This window comes from Carboxylicivirga taeanensis (genome assembly GCF_051851475.1).
Lineage (GTDB): Bacteria > Bacteroidota > Bacteroidia > Bacteroidales > Marinilabiliaceae > Carboxylicivirga > Carboxylicivirga taeanensis.
In genome coordinates, this window is record NZ_JBPUSJ010000004.1 from 13,366 (window position 1) to 27,374 (window position 14,009).

Here is a 14,009-nt window from a genome sequence, read left to right on the forward strand (position 1 = left end):
CTAGCCGTTATTCGTTGAGAAGAATGAGAAATGAACCTTTCCATACTTCTTGACTTCGGTAAAATTAGGGTGCTCGGCAAAATTCTTTTTGTCGGAGTGCTCTAAAATGAAGACCCCATCTTCTTTAAGCAGGTTATTTTCGAAAAAGCGATTGGGAATGCTATCAAAGTCTTTTAAATCAAATGGAGGATCGGCAAATACTAAATCGTATTGAGCGTTGCATTTTTGTATGTACTTAAAAACATCAGCCTTAATGAGCTTTATTTCAGTACTCAGATCAAATTCTTTCAGCATCGACTTAATAAAGCTGTAATGCTTGTAGTTGAGCTCAACCGTTGTGATGTCTCTGCAGCCTCTTGAGGCAAACTCGTAAGATATACTGCCTGTTCCGCCAAATAAATCCAATACCGACAGCTCTTCAAAGTCTACCCGGTTGGTAAGCACATTGAATAAACTCTCCCGTGCTATGTCTGTTGTTGGGCGGGCAGAAAAACTTTTAGGCGGAGAAAAGCGTCTGCCTTTTAAAAAACCACTTATTACACGCATATGGCCAGGTTAAATAAATTATGAAACTGTAGCTTCTCGTTTTCCTTAATACGCATGCCGTTGCTAAACTTAAAATGAGGCGTTGGCGTTGCGAGTTTTGTCTGTCGCAGGTAATTTTTTAGTTCTTTGTAAAGAGGGCTTTGCTTATCATGGATGCCATGCATTAGCACATTGGTGTTTTCAGCCTCCAGCTTTAATTGTTCAAAGGTAAAAAGCACAAAGTAAAGAAAATCGTTAATGTTGCTGTAGGCATAGGAGTTGCATAAGCTCATTTTTCGATCCTTTATCACCAATAAATCAAAAAACTTATCATGAACACCGATGTGCATCACCGCTTCCTGCTTACGCTGCTGGCTGGCTATTAAGCACGACTCGACAAAAGGCGAATAGTGCTGAAAAAAATCAACACTTTCAAATTGGGTTTTCACCAGATGATACATAAACTGTGGCATGGCAAATAAATTCCAGGCATCGGCCATTTTAATCTTTTGTGCCTTAATTTCTATTTGCTCCTCGTCAGCAGAATGGTTCAGGTGATAGAGCTCCTTGTGTTTGATAGGATCATAAAGAGCCGTAGGAATGAGTGTTGACTTAGGGGACTCATACAAGAAAAACACTTTCTTATAAGGTAGCTGCAACAATTCCTCTCTCAACAGGACCTCCTGTGTTTTGATGTTGTCTTTACTCGTGTCGGTGAAAGGAACATTCGCAAAGGCAATGTAGGTATTGGTAACCGGATCGAGCACACAAAAAGAAAGTCCACCCGATGAGGATCGGATGGACAAAAAATAGGATGTTGTGATGCTCGTATCAAACGACTGATCTACAACGTATGTCTTGGTCATATAATTATTCCCAGTTACCGGCGTTATTGTTTGCAGCTTCTAAGGAACCTACCTTAAGACCCGGGTATCTTTCCAATTTCTCGGTCTTGTCGTTCAGGTTAATAATTTCCTGAGCTTCCAATCCTGCCAGGTAGATGTTGTTGTGCACTTTTGCCTCAAACACCTGTACCTTCACACCAGAACCAGTTTCTACAGTACCTGCACCCATTTCGTACGTTTTATCTCCACCGATATATGGAATGTATTTTAACGAATCAACATGGTACCTTGCAGGGAATAAAGAGTCTTTCACACTTACACGAATGGTATCACGACTAATAATACCCAATGCTAAAGCTTTCAGCTCAGTCATACCTGCCTCACGCATGCTATCAGTTAAACTACCCTCTTTTTTCACTAAAGGAAGAGAGTCATTCTTGATGAAGTTGATCAATGTATCGAAGTTACCTGTATACTTATTATAAACAGATTTGTAGGCTACCTGTGCATCACGGATATAAATCAGCTTTTCAACGTTGGCAGCTTGTCTTAAAGCTTGCTGCTCTTGAAAACGGATTGGCTTATTTATACTTTCAACACAATAATAACCTAACGCGATAATTGCAATCGTAAGAACAATCTGAATTACTGTTTTCATTATCTTCGGATTTTTGTTTTAGTTTGAATGCACAAATTTAAAAAAAAAATCATATTACGGTTTTCAAATAGCTTTTATCTACATTAAAAATGCTAAATAATCATATATCAACCTTAATTCGCGATAAGTTTATCTTTGAACCAACAGCTTCGCAGCAGCAGTTAATCGATGGCCTGGGTACCTTTATTATGGATGAAACGGCATCTTCCGTATGCCTTATTAAAGGGTACGCTGGTACGGGTAAAACCTCGCTGATGAGGGCCTTTACTGAAGTACTGGCCGAATTGAAACTGCCTTGCCAGCTGATGGCACCAACCGGAAGAGCGGCGAAAGTTCTTAGCAGCTATGCCCATCAACCCGCTTATACTATTCATAAACTCATCTATCGACGTCAATCGGCTGCCGATGATTTTGGTTCCTTTCAACTCAACTATAATAAGGCCAGAAATGCAGTTTTTATAGTGGATGAAGCTTCAATGATTTCAAATCGTAGTATGGAGCACACGCTCTTTGGTAGTGGAAACTTACTCGAGGACCTTTTAAATTTTGTGTTCAGTAATGAGCAATGTAAGCTGGTAATAATAGGTGATGTAGCCCAGTTGCCCCCGGTGGGATTTGAAGAGAGTCCGGCTCTGGATAAGCTATACCTCGAAAGCATGGGGCTCCATGTGAATGAGTTCTTTCTCTCAGAGGTAGTGCGTCAGGAGGCCGATAGCGGGATCTTATATAATGCTACGAAACTTCGTTTTTTACTGGATGAAGGAGGAATGGGGGACATTGGCTATCCCGGGCTGGAGACCAAGGGCTATCCCGATTTTAAGCGGATCAATGGCGAGGAACTTATTGATGAGCTTACCTGGTGTCAGGAGAATTATGGCCTGGACGAAACCTTGGTTGTTTGTCGATCGAATAAACGGGCCAACCTGTTTAATAAAGGAATTCGTGGCAGTATCCTCTACCGGGAAGAAGAACTGACCGTAACAGACCATTTATTAATAATGAAGAACAATTACCATTGGCTAAAGGATAATAAGGAGGCGGATTTTATTGCCAATGGTGATATTGCCGAAGTGATGCGCATCAACGGTTATGAGGAATTGTACGACAGGCGCTTTGCCAATGTGACTTTACGATTTACCGATTATGAGCATCTGGAGGTGGATGTGAAAATACTATTAGACGCCTTGCATACCGATACTGCAGGATTTTCGCGGGATGAGCAGGAGAAGTTTTTTTATAACGTGCTGGACGACTATCAGGATGAAAAATCCCAAAGGAAGAAGTATGAAAAAGTAAAGGAGAACCCATACTACAACGCTTTGCAAGTGAAGTATGCCTATGCCATGACTTGCCATAAATCTCAGGGCGGACAGTGGAAAGCGGTATTTATAGATCAGGGGTATGTGCCGGAAGAGCAATTAGGCAACAGCTATTTCAGGTGGCTTTATACTGCTATTACACGTGCGACGGAACGTGTTTATCTGGTTAATTTTAAAGATGAATTTTTTGAGGATTAACGTATTTTTTTATCGTTGAATACGCTGGTTGATAAGTTGTAACTTACTTTGCTAGGTTCAAATCAACCGGTGTGTAATTCGATAGCGTGTCGAATAAAATATCTATGCTTCTACAAAACAATAAGCCAGAGGCCATGGCACGTTCATAACATTATAAATATATATCGTAATATTATATATCAATTGTATCAATACAAGGCATCATCTTTTATTTGTGCGGTAGAATATTCTGTGAGAAGTGTATTATTTAGTTAATTAGGGTTTGCATTGTATAAAGGTGTGTATGTAGTGTATAATGATTATAAATTACACTAATGTATTTGCTATTATTCGATTCTGAAGTCCCCTCGGCTAGGGGAATATCTGTTTGTGTTTGCTTTCCTGATTAACAGATAATTTATTTAGACGAAACTTTTTTTTAGAAAAACTGTATATCTTCATCATAGATTGAGGAGTTGTCTATTTACGATATTTGTAAATACAGCTACTTATTTTATAGAGTATAAGCATCGTTGATTGTAAAGACCAAAATGAACTAAAAAACCTGAATAGTAAACCATATATTCCTAAATCTGCATTCACCACATTCAATAAAATATTAACCAAATTTATAATTCTCTCTTAAGCCAAATCCCCTTTGTATGAAAAAATACCTACTTGTGTTGTTGTGCAATATGCTGTTGCTTGCCTGTACCAAGGAGCAAGCTGTGCCTATTCGAATGGATTGTCATTTCGAAGTTGAAGACGAGGACTATACGGTGCCTTCGACGTTAAAGATTACCAATTCTACTATTGGAGCCGACAGTTGGCAGTGGAGTTTTGAAGGGGGGGAGCCAACAGTATCAACTGATAAGAATCCTGGAATTATAAACTTTAATACAGCTGGTGAATACACCATTTCTCTGGTTGCAAAAAATCAATATGGGAGTCAAAAGGACACGGCAATTCAACTAAAATTCTATGAAACCGTGCAACTTGACTTTGATATTGAAATAATGGAGAATGCTTACCCTCCTGCCGAAATTAAGATTATCAATAAGTGTGTCGGTTTAACTCAATTCCACTGGGAGCTACAAGGAGGGAATATTGAATCTTATTCGGGTGCGGAACCTCCTTTAATTTCATTTGCTTTACCAGGTGAGTACACGCTTACATTAAATGCCTCAAATGGGGTTGAGAATCATTCTATTAGTAAGCAAATTACAGTTTTGCCACACATAAAGGCTGATTTTGATTGGCAGGTTGATTTCGCGGATGATGATTATCAGGCCCCTGTTAGCATACAGTTGCAAAACAAAAGCATAAGCGCCACTCACTATCAATGGTATTTAGCAGGAGCCAATATTTTATCCAGTACCGACGAGGCCCCAAAAGTAACCTTTCCTGTTGCAGGAAAGGTGGCGATACGCCTGGTTGCAGATAATGGTAAGGAGCAACAAGAAGTGACAAAAAGTTTTGAAGTGTACCACGATTCTAATCTACGCATATTTAAAGATGTTAAATTGGGGATAAACTCAGCACATAGTTCCATCGGTTGTTTTTATTCCACCACAACTCGCCAGGTATATACAAGAGGGCAGGTAGATGATATCACTGGCAGTGATATTGACTTGGCTTATTTTGGCTTAAACTCCAACTTTTCATTCAATCAGTTTGTAAGTCCACATAGGGTGCAAACAACCGTATTTGATCCAATACCTAATGCTAAACAAACCATTGTGGTTAACCGGCAGGACAATGACCCGTTGGTGAATTTTACAGTGTCTGATTTTGATCAAATGGTCAATGACGAGCCCCTAAAGCTGTTAACGATTAGGGATACGGATGGCGGACGAAAGGAGTTTACTTCAGCTGGCCTGCCTCATATTGTTTTGTTTCAGACCAGTGAAGGACGCAGAGGTGCAATCAAAGTTAAGGCGTGTATGGAGCAAGGAGCTGAATCCTATATCCTCTGCGATATAAAAGTACAAAAAGCAGCAAAGTAGATGATGATATGGTAGGAATGAGTAGATGCTGCATCATTTTATCAGCAATGTTTATATTTAGCCAAATAGCAATCGCCCAGTCTGTTGATCTGGAGAGTGTTGATGAGGATATTAAACAGCAGGTAGAAAAAATCAAGTCTGGTGAAGCTTTTAGTTTAACCGGTGGCTTATCTGCCAATAATATTTTCTACCACTCTAATCAGCCCTTTGCCGGTCGCCAGGCTTATACTTACTATTTGCAGGGGCGTTTAAATTTTGGTTTTCTATCGTGGTCCATGCCGGTTAGTTACAGCTTAACTAATCAAGGCAAAAACCTGGGATATGAGTTGCCATTTAAATTCAATCGTCTTTCATTGAACCCTCGCTATAAGTGGATTCAAGGCCATATCGGAGATGTGGCAATGAACTTCTCACCCTATACACTTAACGGACATTTATTCACTGGAGGAGGTTTGGATCTGGCGCCACCTAAATTGCCTTTAAAGGTGAGTGTCATGGGTGGGCGATTGCTAACAGCGGTTAATGATGATGTTAATCCTAACACCCTCCCTGCCTTTAGGCGGATGGGGTATGGGACTCGTCTAATATGGGATGCTGACAAGTTTAGTATTGGAGCCATAGGCTTTTATGCAAAGGATGACCTGCACTCGCTGGATTCAGTACCTGAAAGTAAGCAGGTATTACCTCAGGAGAATCTGGTGCTGAGTGTTATGGGGAAGGTTAAAATATCTCGTCAGGTCGAATTGTTTGCCGAATATGCCTCATCGGCATTGACCAATGATTTACGTGCAGGGGCGGCAAGTGTGAACCCTGATGGTTTAGCGGCTTATTTTTTCAACAACCGAACGAGTACGCAGGTCAATCAGGCTTATAAGGGAGGGGTAAACTTATTCTTCAATAAAATGACCGTTGGACTCCAATATGAATGGATAGATCCTGAATACAGAACCCTGGGTGCCTACTACTTTAATAATGATTTTGAAAACCTTACCCTGAATCTTACACGTCAGTTTTTTAAAGGGAAGGTAAATGTTGCGTTTAATGGCGGATATCAGCGTGATAACCTCAAAGGGCAGAAGGGCGCAGAAACGGGACGTTGGGTGGCTGCTTTAAATGTTAATGCTCAATGTACCGATAAACTCAGTCTTCAGGTTAATGTGTCTGATTTTACGACATACACGAATATGAAGCTGAACCAGTTTGAGCTCATTAATGATGCATCAACAGTTGATAATACATTGGATACGCTCGACTTTAAGCAAATTGTTCGCACGGCATCCTTCAACCTTAATTATGCGCTTAGAGCAGATAAGCAACAAACTCAAAATCTTAATTTTAGTTACAATCTTAATGATGTGGCTAATAAACAAGGCGATGTAGTTCGAACGGGTGATGCATCATCGGTACATAATGCGGCCTTGGCGCATGCCATATTCTGGCTATACCGCGAAGTGAATTTAAATACTTCAGTGAACTACACCTACAACACTATCGGCTTTGAGGATGCTCAGATGTATGGTGGCAGCGTTAATGTGGGCAAGCAGTGGTTGCACGGTCGTTTGAGCGTCAGTGGAGGTGTTGCCTACAATCATGATCAATCAATTAGCGGGAGTAGCGATATTATCAATTTGCGTCTGCTTGGAGCCTATACCTTTTGGAAAAAACACAGTCTGAATATCAATGCCGTTCAGATGTACAGAAATACCAGTAATGAGTCACTTAAAGACATTCAGGATCTGACAGTGACATTTGGATACAATTATAGCTTCTAAAGCAATTAGTGCAGAGCTGTATCTGACTTAACGGAATTTTTTTGACAGACCAATAATGGGACTGAGGGGGCGAAGCCGTGGTTAAGGTGAAGGAAAAGTGATATAAGGATCAATTATCAAAATTCAATTTTATAGCTCTTGAAATATTAGATAGAGCTTTCTATTAATTACAATCAGACATTAAGGATGAAGAAAGTATTTGCTTTATTTGCAGCTGTTTGGCTCATGATAACAGCGCAGGCACAAGAAAATGCCATGACATTTTTGAAAGGGGTTCCACAAACCACTCAAATCAACCCGGCATTCAGGCCCGTACATCGTTGGTATCTGTCGATGCCTGCATTGGGGAGTTTTAAAATAGATGGTGCCAGCAGTGGTTTTTCCTATGCCGATGCAGTAGTCAATGATGAACTCAATCTGGATAAGTTAGCCAATAATCTGCAGGAGAATAACCTGTTGGCTGCGGAGTTGTCGTTACAAGTGGTAGGTTTTGGTTTTAAAGCCGGTAAATCATTTTTCACTTTTGATGTTAATCAGCGGTCCAAATCGCGTTTAAACTACACCAAGTCCTTAATGGACCTGCGATATGGCTTGGATGCAGCCAATATAATGTCGTTCTCAAACAGCGATGCCAGCATGTTGCTAAATACCATAAATTACACCGAAGTGGCTATAGGTTCGTCCTATCCAATAACCGACAAAATTACGGTTGGCGCACGCATAAAGTACCTGATGGGAGGTACCAATATCCAATCCGATCATTTCAATTTGGCTATTCGGTCTAATGATACTGGTATTGATGTAAACAGTAACGTGCTGGTTAGGGCCTCTATGCCTTTGGATATTGAATACAATGCCGACGGCACGGTAAAGTCGGTAGATATTGACTCCAATGCCGACGTGGAAGATTATTTCAGAACGGGTAATAATGGTTGGGCTTTCGATTTTGGAGGTACCTGGAATGTGATTGATAAACTCACAGTGGGACTTGCCTTTAACGACATTGGCTACATAAAATGGAAGCATAATTTACAGGAACTATCAGCTCAAACAGCGGCTAGCTATGAGTATGTATCGGTTTCGGATGAGGATTACCTGAGCGATGTATTCAGTGATATTGAAGAGGCTATTCAGGTTACGGATAAGGCCGCTTCGTTTACCACGGGCCTGATGGGAACCATGAATATTACTGCAGATTATCAGCATCGCGACTGGCTAAACTTTGGCCTTGTATCCAAACATTTTATAACTGATGGCAAGCTGATTCCTGAAACAACCCTGGCAGTTGGTATGTCGCCGGGCAGTGCATTATCAACTGTTTTTAGTTATTCCATGATGAAGGGTGCTCCGGCTAACTTAGGGTTGGGACTGGCGGTCAAGGCTGGTGCTTTCCAGATTTATGCCGTCACCGATAATATTAACTCTGCTTTTAATATAGAGAAGGCGAAATATGTGAATGCCCGTGTGGGTATCAATTTTGTATTTAATCGCAAAAAGAAAGAAGCGTCTGAAACAGATGTTGTGGAAGAGTAGATAGAAATATTTTCTTGAATGTAACTTGTTAAATTTCAGTTTCTGAAAGTATCCACGTGTGAGGTGTTGCAAAATGTAATAAGAGTTGTAACAATACAACTTTGCCAACTATGGTTTCGCATAGAAGTAGAGGTGTGGGTATACTGCATTGCCAGACGAATTCAGCTTATAGAAAAGTAAAATAAACACATGAAAACACGCATCCTGTTTATATTCCTGTTGGCCGCTTTTTATATGCCATTAAAGGCGCAAAACCATCCGGTTAAGGTGGTGGTACAGGCCATGCCGCCTTATCTGGTTCGCCTGGCTGATTACACAACGGCAACTGAGCCTCGTGTATATGTGCAGTTGCTATTGGCCGATATGCAACAAGGTTCACGGCAGGTGCGTTTGCATGTTTCTTTAACGGGGAATAACCTGAATATTCAAAGTACGCAGTTGCAGCAAGGAAGTAATCCTTACGTCATTTATTCGGGCCAGCCCTTGCGTTTGTCTAACATGGATATGCAGGCATTGTTTCGATACGAGAATCTGCAGGGGCTCACACCGGCTCAGTACCGCGAGCCCTTGCCCGAAGGATTTTACAAGCTGGGGTTTACCGTATATGATCATATCACTGGTTTGCCTTTGTCGCAACGTACCGAGGTGCCACTGTTTCTGACACTGAGTAATCCCCCGGTATTGAACCTGCCTTCGCGGGGCGAGAGTGTGCAGGCTACAACAGTGCCTAACCTGTTTTTTAACTGGAGTCCCCGCCACCAGGGATTAGGCAATGTACAATACGAATTTTCATTAGTTGAGATATGGGATGACTACCTGTCGCCCGAGCAGGCTTTTTTAGCAGCTACTCCTCTGTGGACAGAGGTAACACGCAGCAATAGTTTACTCTATAACCTGTCGAAACCGCCCCTGCAGGAAGGCAAAAGGTATGCCTGGAGGGTAAGGGCCTTTACCGGCGATGTGAATAATTCAGAGGCCCTCTTCAAGAATAATGGGTGTAGTGAAATCTTTTATTTTACTTACACTGTCACTTGCGAGGCGCCTATGTACCTGTTAAGCCACATTACCGGGGCCCGCAGTGTAACGGTGCAGTGGCAGGAAGCTGCACACTTTGACCACTACCGCCTTCAATACCGCAAGGTGAGCTATAAAACAGAAGAGGTCACCCGCAGGGTTAAGAACAAAGAAACCGGCGAGCGCGAACGTATTACCACCACCGAAGAGGTACGTGAAGTGAGTGCCTGGTTTGAGGTGAATACACCGAATACGCAAACCCGCCTGAGTAATCTGGAAGAAAATACCGAGTACGAGTACCGTGTTGGAGGACACTGTCGTAACAATGCCGATCAGCAGAGTTTTACCTACAGCATTATTCAGCGCTTTACCACTCCATCCAGAGATGATTCAGAAACCGCCTATCAGTGTGGCGTGCTGCCTAAAATAGAACTGGACAATGCCGAACCGCTCATTACCCTTGCCGTTAACGAAAGTTTTATGGCCGGTGATTTTCCGGTAACTGTTACCGAGGTTAATGGTGGTAAAGGTACCTATACGGGGCGCGGATACATTGTGGTGCCCTACCTGGCCGATACGCGCCTCGAAGTGAGTTTCAACGGTATTTTTATTAACAGCCAGTACCAGATGCTGCGCGGCATGATTGAAACGGCCTATGATGCATCCGGGCAAAATATTGTATCGACAGGTGAGGTGAGTAACCTGCTGGATGGTAACCAGGGCAAAAAGGAGCACCAGGTGGATTTTGAGATAGCCGATATACAGTACTACCCCGAAACCGGGCGTGTGGCAATAATTGGTACGAACGGTGAGAAGGTGGTGCTTACCGGTGCTGACTCTTACGAGGTAGTGGATGCAACCGGCAAGGTGTATCATATTAACCAGGACGGGGTGCAGGTGGCCGGCGAGCAGTCGCCCAACGGTAAGCCCGATGCGCAAACAACACAAGGTATCTCTACCGGCAGTAACGGGCAGGCAAAGTTAACTTCACTGAACCGTAGCAGTGGTGTGGCAGTGCGTTTTGTGGCCAATGCCTCGCAATTGTATGGCTTTGATGCTGTGGCGACCGATGCGCCCGATGAATTGAAGGCTTTATATACACAGGTAGAAGGTGAGTACCTGCCCTGTAAATCGGTGGTGTACCGGCAAACCGATTTTATCGATTTTGTGGTGGAAGGCATAGTAGCCGACAGTGTAGAGTTTGTGACCCTGAATACCGGGCGGGTGATACAGGCTACCGGCAACACGCTTACCCTTGACGGGATAGAGCAGTATGGCAGCGAAACCATACTGGCCCGTTGCAGCAGCAAGCTTGCTGGGGGCGACACCCTGCAGCAGCATATGGTGATTGGCGCTTTTGAGCTGGTGTACCTGCCTGGCGAAAAACACATCGACCTCACGGTGATACCTACCAACGGGCGCGAGGTGCCCGGCCTGGAGCTGGAGCAAACCCTGAATGCCATCTACAAAAGTGTGGGTGTGCGCTTTAATATTACGGTTGATAAAGCCTACACGGCACCTTATGAGCAGTTAAATGAGGAAGAAAGTGCTTTTTATGCCAACTATACCGGCGAGCAAAAGGCCATTATCAACGACTACAGAAGCCGGCGCCCTGTAAATCCTAACCACTACTATGTGTTTTACTCCAATATAACACGTAACACAGGTAGCGCACAGGAGCTGGGCTATATGCCCATACAGCGGCAGTTTGGTTTTATCTATACCGGTGGCAATAGCCAAACACTGGCTCATGAGCTGGCCCACGGCGTGTTTCATCTGCGCCATACCTTTAGCAGCAGTAATGAAACAGTTATACCCCAGGGCCATACCGAAAACCTGATGGACTACACCAATGGCAAAGTCCTGTTTAAATACCAGTGGGAAAAGATACATAACCCCGATATAGTGCTTTTTACATTTTTAGAAGGTGATGAGGAGGGAGCACTAAAAGGAAATTCGGATACAGAAAAAGCCATACATGTAATAGAAAAAATTAGATGTGCCTATAAAACAGATAGGAAAGTCAAATTTGAGAAAGATACTTGGAAATGGTTTTCAGAAACTGTTACTGTTACAAATTTTTCTGATTTATATGATAACCAAACATACGATTATATTTTTATTGAGCTATCGGAAGATGTTAACGAACTAGAGATACCATCAAATTTAACATTTCAGACAGATAAAAGCTATGTTGCCCAAGTATTCAGAGGAGATGTTGTTAAATTTGATTTTGGAGAACTTATTATCAAAGTAGATAAAAGTCATGGGCAAGCTTTACTCGATTATCTTACTCCAAACGATACAGACTTCGAAAAGCAAAAAATACAATTTGTACAGAGAATAATTGATAAATATAAAAACAGTGATTATACAAGAAAACAAGTTATTAGTTTGCTTTCAACATCTTCTCAATGTTTGTTTGAACATCTAACGCAAGAACAACGGATAGCTTTATTGCATCTTATTAATGATGGTTCAAACATACCGGAAACAGTAGAAAGGATTGTCGTAGATATTATAAGGACTACTCCAGAAAATCAAATCGAATATCTTTTTGATAAGCTTTATAACGATGGATTAATGGCTTATTTTGACAATGTACTTCACGATGTAGGGGGAGAAAAGTGTTATTCACGATTTATAATAGAGCTAACTGACCTTTATTTTATGAAATTCTCCACTTTATTATCGGATTGCTTTTCAACTGATGAATGGGGTAATATTTTTATTAAAGTCACTACAGAACAGAACACTTGGGGTAATTTAAAATTCATTTCCCAAAACCAAACACCATACTTTAGGTGGTCACCTAGTTGTGATGTTCCTACATGGCGATATGGAACAAAAGGCATAGAGATAGATAACTTTATTACATGTGGTGATTATAATAATGCGAAGAGTATTTTGAATCCATTTGAACCTATCGTTATTTATTTAGAAAAAGATTTACCTTACTTTAAATTAGGGGATAGCTTTGAAGACAAAGTTATTGCCATGCCTGCCTTTGTTTTAATGTGGTTAAGGCAACAGGCTTCAGACAAAGCTTTAGCTGAAATGTTAAATGAAGGAGTAACTATATATAGTTCACTTGCAACATTAGGTTCTACAGGTTTGGTAACTAAGGGAGTTCCCAAAGCATTTCTTACAGCATGGAATTATTTTATTAAAGTAGATGCACTAATGAAACTATTATTGGTAAATGATGATGTTAAAAATGCAATTAAAAAAGTTGGTCAGAATAATGAAGGCGAAGAGTTTCTTAAATTATATGATAGTTATTCACAAATATTTGGTTATATCATTAAACCTAGTTTAGAAGGAACTATTTTAAAGCAGAAAGTCAGAGATGTATTAACAGGTTATGCAAATATAGGGACTTTATGGGATGTAGTTAAGATGAATACTGATGTTAAAAGAAGATTGTCGGATACCGAAATTGGTGAGTTGTCGAATTATTTGAATCAAATAGATAAAATTTTAAAAAATGAAAAAGTGGTTGAGTAGGGTAGATACGGATAATATGCTCTATAGATATTTAGTATTTATTATTATTATTGTTTTTGCTTTTGCATATGGATCGTATAAAATGTATGGAAATCGTCCACTGTTTTTGTTTAAAAATCAGGAGGGAAAAATTGTTAAGGTATACGATAAGAAACAATTCACAAGAGTAGGTTATGCAGGAGCTTCTCCATCTAATTATGATGCTATGGCATTAAAATTAGACTCATCTAAAGAATTAATTATAAATACTAATTTGGATTATTCTAAGTTATTTGAAGAAGGAATGCGAGTTAAAGTGTGGATGTATCGTACATCTGATGAGTATAACTTTGTGCAAGTGAAGTGTGGTAATCAAGTACTGGTTGAGAATAATGAGGAAATTGGATGGTTTGTTTTTACTTTAATGATTGTTAGCGGGATACCATTTTTATTTATGGTCTTTATTATTCCATTTGTTCAGTACAGAAACAAGAAGAATTAGTCCCCCCCGTTCCACGTAGCAACAAATAAGCAAAGCTGTTCGGCGTAGCGTCTCGCTACGTCGCTGCAAATAAAGCTTGCTCCGTTAATGCGGAGGCCTCTGGCCTATAATCACGATTCAAACAAATTTATATTTATAACTATCCCAGCTACCGCGCGAATCCTTTCCGTGG

Annotated in this window: 9 protein-coding genes; 6 read left to right on the plus strand and 3 right to left on the minus strand. The window is 41.0% G+C overall.

Going from position 1 to position 14,009, the window contains the following annotated elements:
* The 3 genes from ACSX1H_RS07415 to ACSX1H_RS07425 are packed head-to-tail and all read right to left on the minus strand — an operon-like array spanning position 1 to position 2,028.
* Positions 1–546 (minus strand): RsmD family RNA methyltransferase, encoded by a 546-nt coding sequence (locus tag ACSX1H_RS07415; protein WP_439183208.1) that lies wholly within the window; start codon positions 544–546, stop codon positions 1–3.
* A complete protein-coding gene (locus tag ACSX1H_RS07420) occupies positions 537–1,391 on the minus strand; it encodes a DUF3822 family protein (protein ID WP_439183209.1) in 855 nt (284 codons plus the stop codon). Before ACSX1H_RS07420 ends, ACSX1H_RS07415 begins: the two co-directional genes overlap by 10 nt.
* Before the next feature lie 4 nt (positions 1,392–1,395).
* Positions 1,396–2,028 (minus strand): hypothetical protein, encoded by a 633-nt coding sequence (locus tag ACSX1H_RS07425; RefSeq protein WP_439183210.1) that lies wholly within the window; start codon positions 2,026–2,028, stop codon positions 1,396–1,398.
* Between the two features lie 89 nt (positions 2,029–2,117).
* Here ACSX1H_RS07425 and ACSX1H_RS07430 point away from each other — a divergent pair, with 89 nt between their 5' ends.
* The 6 genes from ACSX1H_RS07430 (at position 2,118) to ACSX1H_RS07455 (ending at position 13,837) form a co-directional block, all read left to right on the plus strand.
* On the plus strand, positions 2,118–3,545 hold the full coding sequence (locus tag ACSX1H_RS07430) for an ATP-dependent DNA helicase (RefSeq protein ID WP_439183211.1): 1,428 nt from the start codon (positions 2,118–2,120) through the stop codon (positions 3,543–3,545).
* Positions 3,546–4,186: 641 nt separating this feature from the next.
* Positions 4,187–5,530 (plus strand): PKD domain-containing protein, encoded by a 1,344-nt coding sequence (locus tag ACSX1H_RS07435; protein ID WP_439183212.1) that lies wholly within the window; start codon positions 4,187–4,189, stop codon positions 5,528–5,530.
* 47 nt (positions 5,531–5,577) lie between these two features.
* On the plus strand, positions 5,578–7,302 hold the full coding sequence (locus ACSX1H_RS07440; RefSeq protein ID WP_439183213.1) for a TonB-dependent receptor: 1,725 nt from the start codon (positions 5,578–5,580) through the stop codon (positions 7,300–7,302).
* A 186-nt stretch (positions 7,303–7,488) separates the two neighbouring features.
* Positions 7,489–8,835: a DUF5723 family protein gene (locus ACSX1H_RS07445; RefSeq protein ID WP_439183214.1), complete on the plus strand. Its 1,347-nt coding sequence runs from the start codon at positions 7,489–7,491 to the stop codon at positions 8,833–8,835.
* Between the two features lie 189 nt (positions 8,836–9,024).
* Positions 9,025–13,356, plus strand: coding sequence for a fibronectin type III domain-containing protein (locus tag ACSX1H_RS07450; RefSeq protein ID WP_439183215.1), 4,332 nt, complete (start codon positions 9,025–9,027; stop codon positions 13,354–13,356).
* On the plus strand, positions 13,337–13,837 hold the full coding sequence (locus ACSX1H_RS07455) for a hypothetical protein (RefSeq protein WP_439183216.1): 501 nt from the start codon (positions 13,337–13,339) through the stop codon (positions 13,835–13,837). Before ACSX1H_RS07450 ends, ACSX1H_RS07455 begins: the two co-directional genes overlap by 20 nt.
* The last annotated feature ends 172 nt before the right edge of the window (positions 13,838–14,009 follow it).